Genomic DNA, 20,087 nt, shown 5'->3' with positions numbered 1-20,087 from the left:
CGCCGACACCTTCTCCCACAAGGGGAGAAGGATCAGGCCGCAGCCTCCAGCCGGGCCAGCACCACGCCCTCGGCCACCTGGCCGCCGGCAACGGCCGACAGTTCGCCCACCACGCCGTCGAACGGCGCGGCCAGGGCGTGCTCCATCTTCATGGCTTCCAGCACCAGCAGGGTCTGGCCCTTGGTCACGGACTGGCCGGCCGAAACCGCCACCGACACCACCTTGCCCGGCATCGGCGACAGGATCGCCCCGTCCGAGGCCGCGCCATGGGCGCCGCCGCCGACCTGGGGCGTGAAGTCGAACTCGCGCACGTCGCCGCCTTCGAACACATAGAGCGGATCGCGCCCATAGACGCCGGGCAGCACATCGACGTCGTCCAGCGGCCGGCCGTCTTCGACGGTGATGTCCCACGACCAGTCGTCGCCGGCGCCGGTCACCAGCCCCACCCGCAGCGGAACCCTGGCGCCGTCCACGGTCAGCGGCAGCGCCATGGCCGCGCGCGGCGCGCCCATGCGGAAGCCCAGCAGGCGCGAGGGCGCGCTGGCCCATGGATCGGCCTTGGGCTGGTCGGCGGCCATGAAGGTCTCCAGCCGCTGGCCGATGGCGGCCAGGGTCGGAGCATCCGAGAACTGGCGCTCGACCAGCTCGTCCAGCCGCGCGGCGATGAAGCCGGTGTCGATCGCGCCGTCCACGAAGTCCGGATGGCTGGCGCAGGCGGCCAGGAACGCGGCGTTGGTCTTGACCGGATAGACCTCGACCAGCTTGCAGGCCTCGGCCAGGCGGTGGGCGGCGTCCTCTCGATCGACGCCGTGGGCGATCAGCTTGGCGATCATCGGATCGTAGAACGGCGTGACCTCGCCGCCTTCCTCCACCGCGCTGTCGACGCGCACGTCGCCCTCGGGCAGGCGGAAGTGCTTCAGCGGCCCGGTCGAGGGTAGAAAGCCGGTCGCCGGGTTCTCGGCATAGAGGCGCGCCTCCATGGCCCAGCCCTGCAGCTCGATCTCGTCCTGGGCCAGCGGCAGCGGCTCGCCCGAGGCGACGCGCAGCTGCCACTCCACCAGGTCCTGGCCGGTGACCATCTCGGTGACGGGGTGCTCGACCTGCAGCCGGGTGTTCATCTCCATGAACCAGATGCGGTCGGCGCGCAGGCCCTCGCTGGCGTCGGCGATGAACTCCACGGTGCCCGCGCCGACATAGCCGACGGCCTGAGCGGCGCGCACGGCCGCGCCGCAGACGGCCTCGCGCGTCTCCTCGTCCATACCGGGGGCCGGAGCCTCCTCGATGACCTTCTGGTGGCGACGCTGCAGCGAGCAGTCGCGTTCGAACAGGTGGACGACGTCGCCGAACTGGTCGCCGAACACCTGCACCTCGATGTGGCGCGGACGGGTGACCCACTTTTCAAGCAGCACGCGATCGTCGCCGAAGCTGGCGGCGGCCTCGCGGCGGCACGAACCCAAGGCCTCGACGAAGTCTTCCGCCCGATCGACCTTGCGCATGCCCTTGCCGCCGCCGCCGGCCACGGCCTTGATCAGCACCGGGAAGCCGATCTTCGCGGCTTCGATCGTCAGGCGTTCCACCGACTGGTCATCGCCCAGATAGCCGGGGGTGGTCGGCACGCCGGCCTCGATCATGACCTTCTTGGCCGCGTCCTTCAGGCCCATGGCGCGGATGGCCGAGGGCGGCGGGCCGATCCAGACCAGGCCAGCATCGATCACGGCCTGGGCGAAGTCGGCGTTCTCCGACAGGAAGCCGTAGCCGGGATGGATCGCCTCGGCGCCGGTCTGGCGCGCGGCGGCTAGGATCTTGGCGGGATCGAGATAGCTTTCACGGGCCGGCGAGCCGCCGATCAGGATGGCCATGTCGGCCTCCATCACGAACGGCGCGTGGCTGTCGGCCTCCGAATGGACGGCGACCGTGCGCACGCCCATCTCGCGCGCGGTGCGGATGATCCGGCGCGCGATCTCGCCGCGATTGGCGATCAGAACCGACTCGATCAACGCGTTCCTCCTAGGGGCGAGGCTGTTTTGGGCCAGCCTCTGTCGCATGCTTCGTTATCGGCCGAGGTTTATGCCCTAAAACACCGATAGGCCAGCACGACCTTTGCCGCACACCACGACAACGCCGACAGCTTGCCCCCTGCCCTCGCCGTTGCAAAGCGCCGCCATGTCTTCCTAGATCGCGGCTCGTACAGCGTCGCCCGGAGGAAGCATGCCCATCGACACCTCGCGACGGGCCGTCGCCCTCGGGGCCGCCGCCCTGGCGCTGGCGCCCGCCGTCGCTCGCGCCGAACCGATGCTGCGCCTGCCCAACATGCCGCTGCACGACCCGTTCATGGTCGCCGACACGCAGGCGGGACTCTACCGGCTCTACACCTCCAACATCGCTCGGCTCAGCGGAACGCCGGGCCTGGGGACGATGATGTACGTCAGCCGCGATCTGGCGAACTGGGAAAAGCCGCGCTGCGTGTTCCAGGCTCCCACCGACGCCTGGTTCAAGGGCGGGGCCTGGGCGCCGGAGGTTCACCAGTGGCGCGGCCGCTGGTTTCTGTTCGCCACCTTCCACGACGAGGCCGCGCTTCTGCCAACCGCCGGCAAGCGCAAGCCCTATCGGCGGGGCGCGATCCTGGCTGTAGCCGACAGCCCCGAGGGACCATTCACCGTTGTCCGCGACGGCGAACCGATCGCGCCCAAGGCGCTGATGACCCTGGACGGCACGCTCTACATCGCGCCGGACGGGCGGCCCTGGTACGTCTATTCGCGCGAGTGGCTGCAGGTGGGCGACGGCGCGATCGAAGCCCTGCCCCTCACCGACGATCTTGCCGCCGCCGGGCCGCCGCGCACGCTGTTCACCGCCAGCCAAGCGACCTGGGCCGACGGCAAGAAGCAGCCCGAGGGCGATCTGGCCTATGTCACCGACGGTCCTCAGCTCTTCACCAGCAAGACCGGCCAGCTGCTGATGCTGTGGTCCAGCTACGACAAGGACGGCTACGTCCAATCGCAGGCGCGCTCGAAAAGCGGAACGATCGAGGGCCCGTGGGAGCAGCTGCCGCCGCTGGTCCGCCACGACAGCGGCCACGGCATGCTGTTCAACCGCTTCGACGGCCAACTGATGATGGTGGTCCACCGCCCCTTCAAGAACGCCCGCGGCAAGCTCTACGAGATGCGCGACGCGGGGGACCGGCTGGAGATCATGCGGCAGCGGGTGGACCTGGATGGGGATGCGAAATCCCTCTCTCTTTGAGAGAGGGTTTTTCGTAAGCCACCCGGAACCCCACGTGCGAGGTTCCGATCCCCTCCTCCTGCGCCTGCCAGGCGGCGGGGCGGAAGTTGGCGCAGTAGTTGAAGGCGCAGAGGAACGAGCCGCCCTTGATCAGGCGCTCGACACCCGAGGTTCCGGCGGCGCTGGCCGTCCACTCCCAGACGTTGCCGATCATGTCGACGAGGCCGAAGGCGTTGGGCGAAAAGCAGCCGACGGGCGCAAGACCCGTGAAGTGGTCCTCGTTGCTCTGCGCCAGCGGGAAATCGCCCTGCCAGGTGTTGGCGGTCGGCTTGCCGTCGTCGTCATAGGCCCAGGCTTGCGGCGCGCGCGGGCCTAACTGGTCGCCGCGCGCCGCGCGCTCCCACTCGGCTTCGGTCGGCAGGCGCCCGCCGGCCCAACGGGCATAGGCGGCCGCATCGGCATAGGCCACGTGCACCACCGGCTCGTCGGCATGGGCCAGGTCGTCGGCCCCGCCGCCATGCGGCCGACGCCAGTTGGCCTTGCGCACCAGCTTCCACCACTGGCCAGCGTCGTCCATGCCCGACAGGTGCTCGGGCTGGACGAACACCGCCGAGGCCCCGTCGCGCTCGCCTTGCGTGACGTAGCCGGTGGCGTCGACGAAGGCGGCGAACTGGCGATTGGTCACCTCGTGGCGATCAAGCCAGAAGCCCGCCACCGTCACCGCCCTGCCCGGCCGCCCCGGACCGTCCTCGCCCAGCGACACCTCGCCGGCCGGAATGAAGGCGCGGCCTTCCCGGGTCTTGCAGGCGCCGGGAGGCGCGGCGCGGATCGCTGCAACCTCCGCGCCCGCCGGATCGGGGGTCGTAAAGCCGCCGGCCGAAAGGCCCGCCAGCATCGCGACCACCGCCGCCGCCCCAGGAAGACCGCGCCGCATCAGCGCGCGCCGGCCTTGGCGGGCGCGGGCGAACCGGCCGCGGGCGGCGGCGGCAGGACCACGCCGTTCTGGGCGGCGTAGCGGTTCCAGGCCTCGACCAGTTCCTTCAGCTTGTCGGGCTGGCTGGCGGCCAGGTCGACGGCCTCGGCCGGGTCGCTCTTGAGGTTGAACAGCTGCCAGTTGGCCGGCAGCACCGCCTCGCGCGAATAGGCCGCCCCGCCCGGCGCGCTGGGCAGATAGACCGCCTTCCACTCGCCCTGGCGCACCGCGCGGCGGAAGAACAGCTCCCAGGCCACCAGGTCCTGCGGCCCGCGCACTCCGGCGTCGGCGCTGGCCAGGGCCGGAACCCACGAGCGACCGATCGACGGGGCGACCGCGCGGCCGCGATAGGTCTCGGGGCGCTTCACCCCGGCCAGCTCCAGCACCGTGGCCTCGACGTCGGCCACGTGGGCCAGGGAGTCGACGATGCGGCCGTCGCCCTTGACGCCCGGCCCCTCGACGATGGCCGGCGTGTGGATGCCGCCTTCGGTGGTGTAGCCCTTGACCTGGCGGGTCGGGGCCGTGGCCGCCTGCGCCCAGCCGGGGCCGTAGCCCACGTGCGAGGAGCCTGCGCCCAGATTGTCGAAGCTGTTGTCGATCGGCAGGGTCGCCAGCTTGGCCGGATCGGTGACGCCGCGCACGGTGTCGATGCGGCTGCCTTCCGCGCCGTTGTCCGACAGGAAGACGATGACGGTGTTGTCGTACTGGCCGCTCGCCTTGAGGGCGGCGACCACCTTGCCGATGTTCTGGTCCATCCGGTCGACCATCGCCGCATAGATCTCCATGCGACGCGACTGGTCCTTCTTCTGCTCGGCGGTCAGCGACTTCCAGGCCGGCGTGTCGATGAACGGATGCGGCTTGACGTCCTTGGGAACCAGGCCCAGCGCCTTGAGCCTGGCCAGCCGCTGCTCGCGCAGCGCCTCGTAGCCGGCGTCGTAGCGGCCCTTGTACTTGGCGATGGTCTCGGGCGGAGCCTGCAGCGGCCAGTGCGGCTCGGTGAAGGTCAGGTAGGCGAAGAACGGCCGGCTATCGCCCGCCCCATCGCGGATGAACTGGGCCATCTTGTCGCCGTAGAAGTCGGCCGAGTAGACGCCCTTGGGATAGGTCACGACCTTGCCGTCCTCGCGGAAGGTCGAGGCGGCGCCGGCGGCCTTGTAGGCCTCGGTCTGGTCTTCGCCGAAGTGGTTCTGCAAGCCCTGCAGCAGGGCGTAGGAGCGCTCGAAGCCGCGCGCGGCTGGCGACTGGTCGTCGGCCAGGCCCAGATGCCACTTGCCGGCCATCAGGGTGCGATAGCCGCTGTCGCGCAGCAGTTCGGCCACGGTCACCGAGCGGTCGTTGAGATAGCCCTCATAGCCCGGCTTGCCCTTCTGGCCCGGTGTCAGCACCTCGGCCATCGAGCCCAGGCCGACCTGGTGGTTGTCCGAGCCGGTCATCAGCATCGAGCGGGTCGGCGAGCAGGTCGGCGCTGTGTGGAAGCCCGACAGCCGTACGCCGGCCTTGGCCAGGGCGTCCAGGTTGGGCGTCTCGATCTCGCCGCCGAACGCGCCCAGGTCAGAATAGCCCAAGTCATCGGCGACGATGACCAAGAAGTTCGGACGCTTCTCGACGGCGCGGGTCGCGGCCGGAACCGTAGGTTCCGCTGCGCTGGCCAGGCTGCCCGCGAGGCTGGTCGCGGCGATCAGGGCGCCGGCCAGCAGCCGTGCGCGCAGGGTCGTGTGATGGGTCTTCATGACGCTTTCCCTCGTGTTCTCCCTTCCCCCTAAGGCCTCCGGCGGCGAGCGCTCTTACGACAATTTCGAAACGCGCTGTTGAGAATTTCTGTAATGCCGATCGGAGTAGTTGGGATTTAAAGCTCCCCCCGCACCGCAACGACGACGCATCGGCGAAGGGCCCGCCGACGCGTCACTGATCGTCGTTTTTCTGCGGTTGTTCTTGCCGTTTATGGGGGCTCCTCGCGATGTCGGGCGTACTCGTTTCTATCCATCAGGCGAATACTCGCCGTGACCACAACCACAACGTGACGCTGCGTCGCCTGGCCTTGGCCGCCTCGTGCGTCGCCCTGATGGCCGGCGCCGCGCCCGCCCTCGCCGCCGAGACCGCTCCCGAGCCGACCAACGCCTCGGCGGACGACTCCGTGGGCCTGGAGGCCGTGGTCGTCACCGCCCGTCGCCGCGACGAGGACGCCCAGACCGTGCCGGTGGCCGTCTCGGCCTTCGGCGGGGCCCAGTTGGAAGCCGCCCGCGCCTTCAACGTCCGCGACCTGCAGACCCTGTCGCCCAGCCTGTCGGTCAGCGTCACCAACCCGCGCAACACCAGCATCAACATCCGGGGCCTGGGCAACAACGTCTCGGTCTACAACGACGGCCTGCAGTCGGCGGTCGGCGTCTATCTCGACCAGGTCTATCTGGGCCGTCCGGGCCAGGCGGTGTTCGACCTGGCCGACCTCGACTCCGTGCAGGTGCTGCGCGGTCCGCAGGGCACGCTGTTTGGCAAGAACACCTCGGCCGGCGCCCTGGTGATCGCCACCAAGGAGCCGAAGTTCACCCCGGAGTTCAGCGCCGACGTCACCGGCGGCAACTACGACTACTTCCAGGCCCACCTGATCAGCTCGGGCCCCATCGTAGAGGACAAGCTGGCCTACCGCGTCTCGCTGGCCAACACCCAGCGCGGCGGCTACATGACCAACGTCTATGACGGGTCGAAGACCCAGGATTATCACGACTTCGGCGGCCGCCTGCAGTTCCTGCTGACCCCGAACGAGAGCCTCTCGATCAAGCTCTCGGGCGACTACGGCCAGCAGTATTCCAACACCAGCGCCAGCGTCCTGACCGGCCTGTTCACCAACTACGCCGACGACGGCGCGGCCTATCCGAACGGCTATCTGGCCCGCGCCGCCCGCGTCGGCTTCACGCCGCCGCCGATCGATCCGGGCGCGCGCCGCGTCTCGACCAACACCAAGAACAGCTATTTCGAGACCCATGGCGGGGTCTCGGCGATCGTCGACTACAAGCTGGCCGACGCCACCATCACCTCGGTCACCGCCTGGCGCGGCTGGCACTGGCGTCCGCACAACGACGCCGACGGCACGACCGTCTCGGCGATCATCGACGCCCACCAGGACAACGACCAGCAGCAGTTCAGCCAGGAACTGCGCATCCGCTCCGAAGGCGACCGCAAGCTCGATTACGTCGCCGGCCTCTACTACTTCTGGCAGGATCTCGAGGCCGAGGCGGTCAACTACTACGGCCCGGCGGCGGCCGACTGGCTGCTGGCCCCGGCGGCCGCTTCGGCCACGGTGCGGGCGGCGGCGCTGAACAACTATTCGATCGTCAGCCACTCCAGCCCCGAGACCACCAGCGCGGCGGCCTTCGCGCAAGGCACCTGGCACGTCACCGACCGCTTCGATATCACCGGCGGCCTTCGCTACACCTACGAGAAGATGACCGGCTGGTTCGATCAGACCGCGTGGGGCGCGGACCTGTCGGGCCTCAGCGCCGCCGACCAGGCCACCGCGCTCGCCCTGCGGGCCCGCTTCGGCGCGGCCAACAAGTTCGCCTCCAAGACCTCGGGCGACAGCCTGACCGGCAACATCACCCTGGCCTACACCTTCGACGCCGGCCCGCTGGTCTATGCGACCTACGCCCGGGGCTACAAGGCCGGCGGCCTGAACCTGTCGAACATCAACACCTCCGGCGCCAACGCCGTCGATCCGGTCATCGCGCCGGAGACCATCGACGCCTACGAGGCCGGCCTGAAGAGCACCTGGTTCGAGCGCCGGCTGACCGCCAACCTCGCCCTCTTCTGGACGCAGGACGACGGCTACCAGACCACGGCGGTCAACCTGATCAACAACGCCAGCTACCTGACCAACGCCGGCAGCGTGCGCAGCCGCGGCGTCGAACTGGACCTGCGGGCGGCCCCGATCGACGGTCTGACCCTCTACGGCTCGACCACCTACAACGACGCCAGCTACACCAGCTACGAGCAGGCCGCCTGCCCGATCGAGATCCACCTGACGACCTACTGCAACCTCACCGGCCGCCGCCTGCCCGGCGCGTCGCTGTGGGCCGCCTCGACCGGCGGCGAGTATCGCAAGGCCGCCGGAACCTGGCGCGGCGACGGCCTGCAGGCCTATGCCGGCTACGACGCCAGCTACAAGTCGTCCTACTACACCAGCGCCTCGAACTCGGAGTACTCCAAGATCAAGGGCTACACCCTGCTGAACCTGCGGGCCGGCATCGGCGCCGAGGACGGCAGCTGGGACCTGCAGGTCTGGGGCCGCAACGTCTTCGACAAGCTCTACTACCTGTCGCTGGGCGCGGGGAACACCGGCGCGATCACCGGCACCCTGGGTGATCCGCGCACCTTCGGCGTGACGCTGCGCGTTCGCCGCTAGATCTCTTCTTCTCCTGCCTCCTTGACTGGGCCCGCTTCACGGCGGGCCCTTTTTCTTTGTCCTGATGGCTGCGCTTGATGCGTGGCGGATTGACTCGTTGCGCGAGCGATGAAATTTTACCAGCAACATCGATTTTATAAATAAACGGGATGGAAGCGCGGATGGACGTCGCCCAAGAGCGATCGCAGGCCCTGGCGCGGTTGCCGCGACTGGGCTTCGGCGGCGCGGCCGTGGGCAACCTCTACGCCGCCGTGTCCGACGCCCAGGCCCGCGCGGTGATCGACGCGGCGCTGGCCGCCGGCATCCGCTATTTCGACACCGCCCCGCACTATGGCTTCGGCCTCAGCGAGACCCGCCACGGCGAGGCGCTGGCCGGCCGCGAGGCGATCATCTCCACCAAGGTCGGCCGCGTGCTGGAGCCTATTGAGACCGACCGGCGCGAACGCCACGGCTTCGTCGACGCCGCCCCGTTCGAGCCGGTGTTCGACTACAGCTACGACGGCGTCATGCGCTCGTTCGAGGCCAGCCTGCGCCGCCTGCGACGCGACCGCGTCGACATCCTGCTGGCCCACGACCTGGGCCGCCTGACCCACGGCGAGGCCCACGCCGGCCACATGCGCGCCTTCCTGGACGGCGGCTACCGCGCCATGCGCCAGCTGAAGGACGCAGGCGCGGTCGACGCCATCGGCCTGGGCGTCAACGAGCAGGCCGTCTGCGAGGAGGCGCTGGATCACGCCGACCTCGACGTCTTCCTGCTGGCCGGCCGCTACACCCTGCTGGAACAGGCCGCCCTGGACGGCTTCCTGCCGCGCTGCCGGCAGCGGAGCGTGAAGATCATCGTCGGCGGCCCGTTCAACTCCGGCGCCCTGGTCGAGAAGCCCGGCGGCGGGCCGATCCATTACGATTACGCACCGGCCGGAGCCGAGATCGTCGCACGGGTGGAGAGCCTGCGCCGCGTCTGCGCCGCCCACGGCGTTCCCCTGGCCGCGGCGGCCCTGCAGTTCCCCCTCGCCCACCCGGCCGTCGCCAGCGTGATCCCCGGAATGGCCGGCCCCGCCCAGGTCGCCGACGCCGTCGCCTGGATGGAGATGCAGCTGCCCGCCGCCCTCTGGAGCGACCTGCGCGCCGAGGGCCTGCTGCGCCCCGACGCGCCGACGCCCGTCTCGCGAGCCGCCGCGTGAAGCCGATCCTGCTGCATCCGGACGACAACGTCCTCGTGCTGGCCGAAGCGATCCAGGCCGGCCAGTCGATCGAGATCGACGGTGCGATGCTGGCCGCGCCGCACGACGTCGCCGTCGGCCACAAGATCGCCCGCCACGCCCTTTCCGTCGGCGACAAGGTGCTGAAGTACGGCGCGCCGATCGGCTCGATGACCGCGCCCGCCGCGCCCGGCGCCCATGTCCACATGCACAACATGAAGAGCGACTACATCGCCAGCCACACCCGCCAGGCCACCGGCGAGGCGTCGTCATGAGCGCCCTGACCGGTTTCCTGCGGGCCGACGGCCGCAAGGGGATCCGCAATGTCGTGGCGGTGGCCTACCTGGTCGAATGCGCCCATCACGTGGCCCGCACCGTCGTCACGAAAAGCGACGATCCCGACGTCCACCTGATCGGCTTTCCCGGCTGCTACCCCAACGCCTATGCGCTGAAGGTCATGCAGGCCATCGGCACGCATCCCAATGTCGGCGGGGTGCTGCTGATCTCGCTGGGCTGCGAGAGCTTCAACCGCGAGGCCCTGCGCGCCGCGATCGCCGCCAGCGGCCGCCCGGTCGAGGTGCTGGTCATCCAGGAGAGCGGCGGCACGGCGCAGACCGTCCGCAAGGGCGTCGAAGCCGTCGCCCGCCTGAAAGCCGTCGCAGGCCAAGCCCCGCGCGTGCCCATGGACGTCTCCGAACTGGTGATCGGCACCATCTGCGGCGGCTCTGACGGCACCAGCGGCATCACCGCCAACCCCGCGGTCGGGCGCGCGTTCGACCGCCTCGGCGCGGCCGGCGCGGCCTGCATCTTCGAGGAGACGGGCGAGCTGGTCGGCTGCGAGAAGATCATGGCCGATCGTGCCCTCACCCCGGAACTGGGTCTTGAACTCGAGGCCAGCGTCCGCAAGGCCGAGGCCTACTACACCGTCATGGGCTACGGCAGCTTCGCGCCGGGCAACGCCGAAGGCGGCCTCACCACCCAGGAAGAAAAGTCGATGGGGGCCTACTCCAAGTCGGGCTCGGCCCCGATCGTGGGCATCCTCAAGCCCGGCGACCAGCCGGTCAGCGGCGGTCTCTATCTGCTCGACGTGGTGCCCGACGGCGAGGTGCGGTTCGGCTTTCCCAACATCTCCGACAACGCCGAGATCGTCGAGCTGATCGCCTGCGGAGCGCACCTGACGCTGTTCACCACCGGGCGCGGCTCGGTCGTCGGATCGGCGATCTCGCCGGTGATCAAGGTCTGCGCCAATCCCGAGACCTACCGCAAGCTGGCCGGCGACATGGACGTCGACGCCGGCCGGATCATGGAAGGCCGCGGCACGCTCGACGAGGTGGGCGACGAGATCTTCGACCTGGTGCTGGCCGTGGCCGGCGGCGAGCGGACGGTGTCCGAAGCCCTGGGCCACCAGGAATTCATCCTCACCTACAAGGCCTTCGACCCGATCGGTCCGGCCTGCCTGCCGCTGCGGCGCGTGAGTTAAGGGGCGACACCAATGGGAAGACTTTCAGGCAAGACCGCCCTGGTGACGGCGGCCGCCCAGGGCATCGGCAAGGCCAGCGCCGAACTCTTCGCCCGCGAGGGCGCGCGGGTGATCGCCACCGACCTTAACGAGGATCTGCTGGCCGGCGTCGAAGGCTGCGAAGGCCGCCGCCTGGACGTTCGCGATCCCGACGCCATCAACGCCCTGGCCGCCGAACTCGGCGCCGTCGACGTGCTGTTCAACTGCGCCGGCTACGTCCATTCGGGAACCATCCTCGACTGCGACGAGCAGGCCTGGGCGTTCTCCAACGACCTCAACGTCACGGCCCAGTACCGCGCCATCCGCGCCTTCCTGCCGGCCATGCTGGCGGCCGGCGGCGGCTCGATCGTCAACATGGCCTCGGTGGCCAGCTCGATCAAAGGCGTGCCGGGTCGTTTCGCCTACGGCGCCACCAAGGCCGCCGTCATCGGCCTGACCAAGGCCGTGGCCGCCGACTTCGTGGGCCAGGGAATCCGCTGCAACGCCATCTGCCCCGGCACGGTCGACACGCCTTCGCTGAACCAGCGCCTGGCCGACACCGGCGACTACGAGGCCGCCCACAAGGCCTTCACCGCCCGCCAGCCGATGGGCCGCCTGGGCAGGCCAGAAGAGCTGGCCCAGCTGGCCCTCTATCTGGCCAGCGACGAGTCGGCCTTCACCACGGGCCAGATCCACATCATCGACGGCGGCTGGATCAACTGACCATGCGTCGCTGCCTCGCCCTCGACCTCAAGGACGACGCCGACCTGATCGCCCGCTACGAGGCCTGGCATCGCCCCGGCGCGGCGCCCGAGCCCGTGATCCGGTCGATCCGCGAGGCGGGCGTCGTCGAGATGGAGATCTGGCGCGTCCAGGACCGGCTGTTCATGGTCATCGAGGCAGGGCCAGACTTCTCGCCGGAAGCCAAGGCGGCGGCCGACATGGCCTCTCGCGACGTGCGGGCCTGGGAGCGGCTGATGTCGGCCTTCCAGAAGCCCCTGCCCGGCTCGGCCCCGAGCGAGAAGTGGCGCGACATGCGCCGGATCTTCGCCCTTTCCGAGCAGCCCTGACCTTCCGGCCGCTCTTCCCGACACCACGATTGTTTTCGCTTTCAGAACGAGGCACGGCGACAAGATGAATGTGACCCGCAGAACCGCCCTGGCCGCCACCGCCGGCGTCTCCCTGGTCGCCGCCTCGCCGGCCCGCTCTGCTCCGGCCAAGGCCGCCGCGCCCCGCCTGTGGTACCGCCAGCCCGCCAAGGAATGGGTCGAGGCCCTGCCCGTCGGCTCGGGCAAACTAGGAGCAATGGTGTTCGGCGGCGTCGCGGCCGAGCGCCTGCAACTGAACGAAGACACCCTGTGGGCCGGCGGCCCCTACGAGCCGATCAATCCCGAGGCCAAGGGCGCCCTGCCCGAGATCCGCCGCCTGATCGACGCCGGCGAGTACGCCAAGGCCACCGATCTCGCCGAAGCCAAGTTCATGGCCCTGCCCAAGCGCCAGATGTCGTACCAGACCATCGGCGACCTCAAGCTCGACTTCCCCGGCCTGCCGCAAGCCGTAGAAGGCTATGTCCGCGATCTCGATCTCGACGGCGCCATCAGCACCACGCGCTTCACCGTCGGCGGCGTCAGCCACCTGCGCGAGGTGATCGCCAGCCATCCCGACGGCGTCATCGCCGTGCGCCTGACCGCCAGCCGCAAGGGCGCGATCAGCGTCGACCTCTCCTTCACCTCGCCGCTGAAGTCCAAGCCCGTCTCGTCGGTCGAGGGCGCGCACCTGGTCCTCGCCGGCAAGAACGAGGCCTCGCAGGGCATCGACGCCCGCCTGACCTTCGAGACCCGGGTCGAGGTGCGCGCCAAGGGCGGCCAAGTCTCGGTCGCCGACGGCAAGCTGTCGGTGAAGGGCGCCGACGAGGTTCTGCTGCTGATCGCCGCGGCCACCAGCTATCGTCGCTACGACGACGTCTCGGGCGACCCGGCCGCGCTGAACAAGGCCACGCTCGCCAAGCTGGCCGGCAAGCCGTGGGCGAAGATCCTGGCCGAGCACCAGGCCGATCACCGCGCCCTCTTCCGCCGCTTCAGCGTCGACTTCGGCCGCACCCGCGCCGACCTGCTGCCCACCGACGAACGCATCAAACAATCGCCGACCACCGACGATCCGTCGCTGGAGGCGCTGTACTTCCAGTACGGCCGCTACCTGCTGATCGCCTGCTCGCGCCCCGGCAGCCAGCCGGCCAACCTGCAGGGGATCTGGAACGACAAGACCTTTGCGCCCTGGGGCAGCAAGTACACGATCAACATCAACACCGAGATGAACTACTGGCCGGCCGAGCCGACCGACCTGCCCGAACTGGTCGAGCCGCTGATCGCCCTGGTCTCCGACATCGCCCAGACCGGCGAGCGCATGGCTCGGGCCATGTATGGCGCGCGCGGCTGGGTCACTCACCACAACACCGACCTGTGGCGTGCGACGGGCCCGATCGACGGCGCCAAGTTCGGCGTCTGGCCCACCGGCGGCGCCTGGCTGTGCAAGCACGTCTGGGACCACTACGACTACGGACGTGACAAGGCCTATCTCGCCCGCGTCTATCCGCTGATGAAGGGCTCGGCCCGGTTCTTCCTCGACACCCTGGTGGTCGATCCGAAGTTCGGCGTGCTGGTCACCAACCCGTCGATCTCGCCCGAGAACAACCACGGCCACGGCTCGTCCCTGGTCGCGGGGCCGACCATGGACCAGGCGATCATCCGCGACCTGTTCGACAACTGCCTGAAGGCCGAGGCCATCCTGGGCCCGGACGCCGACTTCGTCGCCGAAGTCCGCGCCGCCCGCGACAAGCTGGCCCCCTACAAGATCGGCAAGGACGGCCAGTTGCAGGAGTGGCAGGAAGACTGGGACGCCGACGCCAACGACATCCATCACCGTCACGTCTCGCACCTCTACGGCCTGTTCCCGTCCGACCAGATCTCGGTCGACACCACGCCCGACCTGGCCAAGGCGGCCAAGACCTCGCTGATCACGCGCGGCGACCTGTCGACCGGCTGGGCCATCGCCTGGCGCCTGAACCTCTGGGCCCGCCTGGGCGACGGCGACCGCGCCCACAGCATCCTCAAGCTGCTGCTGGGCCCCGAGCGCACCTACCCCAACATGTTCGACGCCCACCCGCCGTTCCAGATCGACGGCAATTTCGGCGGGACCTCGGGCATGACCGAGCTGGTCATGCAGAGCCGCAACGACCGCCTCTACCTGCTGCCCGCCCTGCCCAAGGCCTGGCCCACGGGCGCCATGACCGGCCTGCGCGCACGCGGCGCGCTTGGCGTGGATGTCCGCTGGAGCGGCGGCAAGCTGACCGAGGCCGTTCTGAAGGCCAAGCAGGCCGGCAAGCACACCGTGGTGCTGGCCGGCTCGACGCTTGAGGTCGACCTCAAGCAGGGCCAGCGCGTGCGGCTGGTGGCTCGCAACGGCGTGCTGAAGCGGGCATGAACAGCCCCGCCGCCGCAAAGTTCGCTGGAGTGATTTGATGGTCTCGCGTTCAAGCAAGCTGGCCGTGGCGGCGACGCTGCTTCTGGCCCCGATGGCCTCGCCCGCCGTCGGAGCCGCACAGCCTCCGGCCGCCGCGACGGCCGTCGAGGCCGTGCCGACGCTCGGCCCCAAGCCCTTCATCGGCTATTTCAAGCCGATGCCGCGCGCCAAGCTGTCCCGCAAGGCCTGGGGCGCCGCCGAGGTCGGCCCGCGCGATCCGCGCAACGGCCTCGAGGACGGCTCGATGAACCGGTGGAACTACTGGGACGGCCAGATCCTGAAGGGCGCCGACGGCAAGTACCGCATGTTCGCCAGCCGCTGGGACCAGGCGCTGGGCCACAAGGCCTGGGGCCAGTCCCTGGGGGTCAGCGCGATCAGCGACACCCTCTTTGGCCCCTATCGCGATCGTGGCCTGACCTGGCCCGAAAACCAGGGCGGCCTTGGCCACAACGTCACGGCCCTGAAGATGCACGACGGCCGCTACGCCGTGGTGGTCAGCGAGACGCGCGGCGGCGACGTGTTCGTCTCCGACGGCCTCGACGGCCCCTGGACGCAGCTGGGAACCATCAGCCTCGACCAGAGCCGCTTCCAGCTGGTCAAGACGCCGGGCGACGTGGCCCTGCGCGACACGCCGACGGCCAAGCCCGCCAAGCCGGCCAATTTCAGCGTCATGCTGCGGCCCGACGGCGCCTACCAGATCGTGCCGCGCTCGGGCCAGATCCTGATCAGCAGGACGGGGATCCTCGGCCCCTATACCGTGATGGGCGACAGCGTCTATCGCGGCCTCGACGGCATCCCGCAGCGCGACATGCGCGCCTTCGAAGACCCTGTCGTCTGGTTCAGCGGCGGCCTCTACCACATCGTCGTCAACCAGTGGCGCGAGCGCCGCGCCTATCACCTGATCTCGCGCGACGGGATCACGGGGTGGAAGGTGCAGGGCCTGGCCTACGAGCCCGGCGCCGACTTCATCCGCTACGCCGACGGGACGAAGAACAACTGGAACAAGCTCGAACGTCCCGGCGTGGTGATGGAGAACGGCCATGTCGTCGCCATGACCTTCGCCGTCGTGGACACGCCGAAAGACGACCAGACCGGAAACAACGGCCACGGCAGCAAGATCATCGTCGTGCCGTTCGACGGCGCGGCCATGGATCGGGACCTGGCGGGACTTCCCTAGACCCCGTTCCGCGCCGTCGGGCCGATCTCGGCGCTGATGGCGGCGGCGTGGCGCTGCAGGTTGGCGATGGTCTCGGGCATCGAGATCGCGCTGGGCGTATCGACATACGGACAGGTCAGGGCCGCCACCACGCCGTCGGCGCCCCGCACCGGCACCGACAGGTCGATCACCGCCGAGGTCACGTAGCTGGCGGCCTGCACGTGGCCGTCCTTGCGGGCCTGGGCGGCGCTGGCGAGGAAGGCTTCCCACGCCGCCTCCGAGACGCCCTCGCGCAGCTGTCCGCTCCAGCGTTCGCGCACCCGCTCGGGTTGGAAGGCGAACAGCACCAGGCCCGAGGTGGCCTCGGCGATCTTGCGGCGATAGCCCACCCGCACCGAATAGCCCTGGTCGCCCGGGGCCTCGATGCGCGCCACCACCACCATCTGGTCGCCGCTGGCCACGGCCAGGTGACACGACTGGCCGGTGACCTGGCACGAGGCCCGCATCTCCGGCAAAGCCGCTTCCAGAAGGTCCTTGGCCGGCGCCCGGGTCATGCCCAGCGCGAACAGCTTGTTGGTCAGGACGAGGCCGTCCTCGTCGGCGGCGCGGCCGACATAGCCCCGCGCCTCCAGCACCTGGACCATGCGGAACAGCTCGCTGGACGAACGATCGAGCGCCGCCGAGATCTGCGCCAGCGTCAGGCCGCCCCGGTGCGCGGCCAGCAGCTCCAGCACGTCGAGACCCTTTTCCAGGGCGGGAGCGCGATATTCTCGCTTCTTGGCGGGCGCGTCGGACATGCCTTCTATAAGCGATAGAATCGTCGCGCCGTCTCGCCAAATAGCGCCGCTCGCCGGTCCGGCGGGACCCAGGCCTCGCACATCCGCCGCCAGCCGGCGTAGTCGCCGGCCAGGTTCAGCACCGGCCAGTCGCCACCCCACATCAGTCGCTCGGCCCCGAACGCTTCCAGCAGATGCGCGACATAGGGCGCCAGGGCCTGCGCCGTCGGCGTGTCGCCAGCCTCGGTCAGCAGACCCGAAAGCTTGCAGAAGACGCCCGGCTCGGCAGCCAGGGCGGCGATGTCGTCGCGCCAGGGGTGCATGACGCCCTCCCCGATCGTCGGCTTGCCGCCATGGTCGATCACCACCCGCAGATCCTGCCAGCGGCGAACCAGGGTCAGCAGAGCCGGCAGGTGCCTGGGCCTGACCAGGGCGTCGAAGGCCAGCCCCGCCTCGACTATCGCCGCGATCGCCGGCGCCACGGCCGGGCTCAGGATCCAATCGTCCTCCAGATCCTGCAGCATCGGCCGCAGGCCCTTCAGCCGCGCGTTTCCGGCCAGGGCCAGGATCGCCTCCACCGCATCCGGCGCGGCCAGGTCGGCCCAGCCCACCACGCCCAGGACCAGCGGGTCGCTTTCCGCCACCTCCAGCAGCCAGGCGGTGTCGCGCGCGCTCGGCTGCGACTGCACCAGCACCACGCCGTCTGGACCGCCCGCCGCCCGCAGGTCGTCGAGGCCGAAGTCGCGGTGGATCACCGCCAGGTCCCGCCCCGGCCATCGGCAATCGTTCTCGCCGATCCGCCAGACATGGCAGTGGGCGTCGATCAGCACGCGACGATGGCCTTGATCACCCCCGCCGCCGGCTCCATCCAGCCCGGCAGCGCCTGCGCAAGGTCATGCAGAGAGGCCTTGTGGCTGTTCAGCGCCGCCGTCGGCACCTGGCCCGCCCGGATCGCCGCCAGCACGTGGTCGAAATCCTCCAGCGTGGCGTTGCGGCTGCCCAGCAGCGACATCTCGCGCTTATGGAATTCCGGATCCGAGAAGGTGATGTCGGCCGCCACGACCGAGACCAGCACATAGGTCCCGCCATGGCCGACATAGCCGAAGCCCTGCTGCATCGCCGCCGGATTGCCGGTGGCGTCGAACACCAGGTCGTAGAAGGCGCCGTCGGTCAGGCCGGCCAGCGTCTCTGCCGTATGCTTGCCGAGGGGGATCACCCGCTCCACGCCCAGGTGCTCGGCGCAGAAGGCCAGGCGATCCTCGCGGCCGTCCAGCACGCTCACCCGCGCCCCGGCCAGCCGGGCGAACAGGGCGACGGCGATGCCGATCGGCCCGGCGCCGACGACCAGGGCCGCCTGCCCCGGCTCGATCCGCGCCCGGCGCACGGCGTGGGCGCCGATGGCCAGGAACTCCACCATCGCCGCCTCGTCCAGGCCCACGCCCTCGACCTTGCGCACGAACCCCTCCGGTACGGCCAGGTACTCGGCCAGCCCCCCGTCCATATGCACGCCCAGCACGCGGATGTTCATGCAGCAGTTGGTCTTGCCCTTGGCGCAGGCCGGACAGGTTCCGCACGACAGGTAGGGCATGACATAGGCCGTATCGCCCGGCGCCAGATCGCTTTCCCGCGGCGCCGAGACCACCTCGCCCGACAGCTCGTGGCCCATCACCCGGGGATAGGACAGGAAGGGCTGGGTGCCGCGATAGATGTGCATATCGGTGCCGCACACCCCGACCCTGCGCACGCGCAGCAGCACCTCGCCCGGCCCCGGCCGCGGCGTCACCCGCCGCTCGAGAACCAGTCGCCCCGGCGCGGCGCAGACCAGCACGTCCATCAGTTCCGGCGTCATGCTCAGTGACCTCCGACCAGCACGGCGTCGTGGGCCGAGACCTCGCGCTTGCGGGCGGTGACGGCGAACAGGCCGACCACGGCGAAGCAGGCGCAGGGCACGAGGATCGCCGTGCGGATCGAGCTTGCGTCCGACACCGCGCCCATCACCGCCGGCAGCACCGCCCCGCCGATGATGCTCATCACCAGCAACGACGAGCCGGTCTTGGTCAGCGGGCCCAGGCCCTTCAGCGAACCGGCGAAGATGGTCGGGAACATGATCGACATGAAGAAGCTGGTCGCCGCCAGGGCCAGCAGGCCCGTGTGGCCGCCTATGGCCACGGCCGCCAGGGTCAGCGCCACGTTGGCGGCGGCGAACAGCGCCATCAGGCGCGAGGGATCGACCCGGCTCATCAGCGCCGTGCCGGCGAAGCGTCCGACCATGAAACCGACCAGCGACCACGACAGATAGGCCGCCGCGGCCTTCTCGCCCATGCCCGCCACCTGGTGCTGGCCGTAGCGGATCATGTAGCTCCACACGCCCACCTGCGCCCCGACATAGAAGAACTGAGCGACCACGCCGAACAGGAAGCGCGGGCGTGAGAACAGGCCCAGGATCGGCCGATCGACCTTGTCCTCGACGGCGTCGGCGGCGGGGCGGCTGGCCTGCGCCGGAAAGCGCGTCAGCGCCACCAGCAACGTCCAGGTCAGCACCACGGCGGCGATGATCAGGTAGGGAACCTGGGTCGACTGGGCCTCGGCGGCCTGGAAGGCCGACAGCTGGTCCGGGCTCATGGCCGCGAACTCCGCCTTCGTGGGCTCCACGCCCGACAGGATGAACTGGCGGCCCACCACTACGGCGGTGATCGCGCCCAGGGGGTTGAAGGCCTGGGCCAGGTTCAGGCGCTGCTCGGCCCTGGCCGGATCGCCCAGCACGGTGATCAGCGGATTGGCCGAGGTCTCCAGGAACGCCAGGCCCGAGGCGATGACGAAGAGAGCGCCCAGGAACAGTTCGTAGCGGCGCAGTTCGGCCGCCGGCCAGAACAGCAGCGCCCCCGCCCCGAACAGCAGCAGCCCCACGATCACGGCGGCCTTGTAGCCGAAGCGGCGCATCAGCAGGCCGGCCGGCAGGGCCAGGAAGAAGTAGCCGAGATAGAAGGCCGACTGCACCAGGCCCGACTGCAGGTCGGTGAGGAAGAAAGCCTTCTTCAGGTGCGGGATCAGCACGTCGTTGAGGTTGTTGGCCACGCCCCACAGGAAGAACAGCGCGACGATCAGAACCAGCGGCGCAAGGCCCGTGCGCGCGCCCTGCTCACGGGCTCTGGGATCTTGGGTCATCAGGCGTTTCCTCCCGGCCGCGCTCTCTGACGGAGCGCCTGCGGACAAGGCATCATATATGAACCATGACGTCAAATATGAAAATTGATGCGTACGCCCTGGCGATGACGAAAGCCGGCGGATCTGTGCGGAGGGGCGAAAACGACGAAAGCCCCCAGCTTTGGGCTGGGGGCTTTACGTAGAAAC

16 protein-coding genes are annotated in these 20,087 nt (G+C 69.6%); 9 read left to right on the top strand and 7 right to left on the bottom strand.

Features of this window, described 5'->3' with window-relative positions; translation table 11 throughout:
* Positions 1-32 precede the first annotated feature (32 nt).
* Entirely contained in the window at positions 33-1,997 is a 1,965-nt protein-coding gene (locus tag G5B46_RS15095; protein ID WP_165259937.1) for an acetyl/propionyl/methylcrotonyl-CoA carboxylase subunit alpha, read from the bottom strand.
* Positions 1,998-2,208: 211 nt separating this feature from the next.
* Here G5B46_RS15095 and G5B46_RS15090 point away from each other — a divergent pair, with 211 nt between their 5' ends.
* Positions 2,209-3,240, top strand: a complete 1,032-nt coding sequence (locus G5B46_RS15090) for a glycoside hydrolase family 43 protein (RefSeq protein ID WP_165259935.1) — start codon at positions 2,209-2,211, stop codon at positions 3,238-3,240.
* Here G5B46_RS15090 and G5B46_RS15085 read toward each other — a convergent pair.
* Entirely contained in the window at positions 3,188-4,153 is a 966-nt protein-coding gene (locus G5B46_RS15085; RefSeq protein ID WP_205691699.1) for an SUMF1/EgtB/PvdO family nonheme iron enzyme, read from the bottom strand. The genes G5B46_RS15090 and G5B46_RS15085 overlap by 53 nt on opposite strands.
* Complete coding sequence (locus tag G5B46_RS15080; protein WP_165259933.1) at positions 4,153-5,922, bottom strand: arylsulfatase; 1,770 nt, start codon at positions 5,920-5,922, stop codon at positions 4,153-4,155. The genes G5B46_RS15085 and G5B46_RS15080 overlap by 1 nt, the downstream gene beginning before the upstream one ends.
* Positions 5,923-6,209: 287 nt before the next feature.
* On the opposite strand from G5B46_RS15080, the gene G5B46_RS15075 reads away from it, so the two are divergent.
* The 8 genes from G5B46_RS15075 to G5B46_RS15040 all read left to right on the top strand — a co-directional run bounded on the left by G5B46_RS15075 (position 6,210) and on the right by G5B46_RS15040 (position 15,981).
* A complete protein-coding gene (locus G5B46_RS15075; protein ID WP_165259931.1) occupies positions 6,210-8,588 on the top strand; it encodes a TonB-dependent receptor in 2,379 nt (792 codons plus the stop codon).
* A 161-nt stretch (positions 8,589-8,749) separates the two neighbouring features.
* A complete protein-coding gene (locus G5B46_RS15070) occupies positions 8,750-9,769 on the top strand; it encodes an aldo/keto reductase (RefSeq protein WP_205691698.1) in 1,020 nt (339 codons plus the stop codon).
* The gene (locus G5B46_RS15065) at positions 9,766-10,062 is read left to right on the top strand and encodes a UxaA family hydrolase (protein WP_165259929.1); all 297 of its coding nucleotides are present in this window, start codon (positions 9,766-9,768) and stop codon (positions 10,060-10,062) included. The genes G5B46_RS15070 and G5B46_RS15065 overlap by 4 nt, the downstream gene beginning before the upstream one ends.
* Positions 10,059-11,267 (top strand): UxaA family hydrolase, encoded by a 1,209-nt coding sequence (locus G5B46_RS15060; RefSeq protein WP_165259927.1) that lies wholly within the window; start codon positions 10,059-10,061, stop codon positions 11,265-11,267. Before G5B46_RS15065 ends, G5B46_RS15060 begins: the two co-directional genes overlap by 4 nt.
* 12 nt (positions 11,268-11,279) lie before the next feature.
* A complete protein-coding gene (locus tag G5B46_RS15055; protein WP_165259925.1) occupies positions 11,280-12,008 on the top strand; it encodes an SDR family oxidoreductase in 729 nt (242 codons plus the stop codon).
* A gap of 2 nt (positions 12,009-12,010) precedes the next feature.
* The gene (locus G5B46_RS15050) at positions 12,011-12,355 is read left to right on the top strand and encodes an L-rhamnose mutarotase (protein WP_165259923.1); all 345 of its coding nucleotides are present in this window, start codon (positions 12,011-12,013) and stop codon (positions 12,353-12,355) included.
* Between the two features lie 64 nt (positions 12,356-12,419).
* Entirely contained in the window at positions 12,420-14,765 is a 2,346-nt protein-coding gene (locus tag G5B46_RS15045; RefSeq protein WP_165259921.1) for a glycoside hydrolase family 95 protein, read from the top strand.
* A 37-nt stretch (positions 14,766-14,802) separates the two neighbouring features.
* Positions 14,803-15,981 carry a glycoside hydrolase family protein gene (locus G5B46_RS15040; RefSeq protein ID WP_165259919.1) on the top strand — a complete coding sequence of 393 codons (1,179 nt, stop codon included), beginning with the start codon at positions 14,803-14,805 and terminating at the stop codon, positions 15,979-15,981.
* Here the strand turns inward: G5B46_RS15040 and G5B46_RS15035 are convergent.
* From G5B46_RS15035 to fucP, 4 genes are read right to left on the bottom strand one after another with little or no spacing between them, the layout of a single operon-like run.
* Entirely contained in the window at positions 15,978-16,757 is a 780-nt protein-coding gene (locus G5B46_RS15035; RefSeq protein WP_165259917.1) for an IclR family transcriptional regulator, read from the bottom strand. The two genes, G5B46_RS15040 and G5B46_RS15035, sit on opposite strands and share 4 nt — an antisense overlap.
* Positions 16,758-16,762: 5 nt before the next feature.
* Positions 16,763-17,566, bottom strand: a complete 804-nt coding sequence (locus tag G5B46_RS15030; RefSeq protein WP_165259915.1) for an amidohydrolase family protein — start codon at positions 17,564-17,566, stop codon at positions 16,763-16,765.
* On the bottom strand, positions 17,560-18,585 hold the full coding sequence (locus G5B46_RS15025) for a zinc-binding alcohol dehydrogenase family protein (RefSeq protein WP_240903514.1): 1,026 nt from the start codon (positions 18,583-18,585) through the stop codon (positions 17,560-17,562). The genes G5B46_RS15030 and G5B46_RS15025 overlap by 7 nt, the downstream gene beginning before the upstream one ends.
* A 2-nt stretch (positions 18,586-18,587) precedes the next feature.
* Positions 18,588-19,901 carry an L-fucose:H+ symporter permease gene (gene fucP, locus G5B46_RS15020; RefSeq protein ID WP_165259913.1) on the bottom strand — a complete coding sequence of 438 codons (1,314 nt, stop codon included), beginning with the start codon at positions 19,899-19,901 and terminating at the stop codon, positions 18,588-18,590.
* Positions 19,902-20,087: the final 186 nt, after the last annotated feature.

It is taken from the genome of Caulobacter sp. 602-2 (genome assembly GCF_011043625.1).
Lineage (GTDB): Bacteria > Pseudomonadota > Alphaproteobacteria > Caulobacterales > Caulobacteraceae > Caulobacter.
Note: the sequence above shows the minus strand (reverse complement) of the source record. Positions and strands in the feature narration are given on the sequence as shown.

Coding starts and splice junctions, on each gene's coding strand:
- G5B46_RS15090 (WP_165259935.1), top strand. CDS start 2,209: ATGCCCATCGACACCTCGCGACGGGCCGTCGCCCTCGGGGCCGCCGCC.
- G5B46_RS15085 (WP_205691699.1), bottom strand. CDS start 4,153: ATGCGGCGCGGTCTTCCTGGGGCGGCGGCGGTGGTCGCGATGCTGGCG.
- G5B46_RS15080 (WP_165259933.1), bottom strand. CDS start 5,922: ATGAAGACCCATCACACGACCCTGCGCGCACGGCTGCTGGCCGGCGCC.
- G5B46_RS15070 (WP_205691698.1), top strand. CDS start 8,750: ATGGACGTCGCCCAAGAGCGATCGCAGGCCCTGGCGCGGTTGCCGCGA.
- G5B46_RS15060 (WP_165259927.1), top strand. CDS start 10,059: ATGAGCGCCCTGACCGGTTTCCTGCGGGCCGACGGCCGCAAGGGGATC.
- G5B46_RS15055 (WP_165259925.1), top strand. CDS start 11,280: ATGGGAAGACTTTCAGGCAAGACCGCCCTGGTGACGGCGGCCGCCCAG.
- G5B46_RS15050 (WP_165259923.1), top strand. CDS start 12,011: ATGCGTCGCTGCCTCGCCCTCGACCTCAAGGACGACGCCGACCTGATC.
- G5B46_RS15045 (WP_165259921.1), top strand. CDS start 12,420: ATGAATGTGACCCGCAGAACCGCCCTGGCCGCCACCGCCGGCGTCTCC.
- G5B46_RS15040 (WP_165259919.1), top strand. CDS start 14,803: ATGGTCTCGCGTTCAAGCAAGCTGGCCGTGGCGGCGACGCTGCTTCTG.
- G5B46_RS15035 (WP_165259917.1), bottom strand. CDS start 16,757: ATGTCCGACGCGCCCGCCAAGAAGCGAGAATATCGCGCTCCCGCCCTG.
- G5B46_RS15025 (WP_240903514.1), bottom strand. CDS start 18,585: ATGACGCCGGAACTGATGGACGTGCTGGTCTGCGCCGCGCCGGGGCGA.
- fucP (WP_165259913.1), bottom strand. CDS start 19,901: ATGACCCAAGATCCCAGAGCCCGTGAGCAGGGCGCGCGCACGGGCCTT.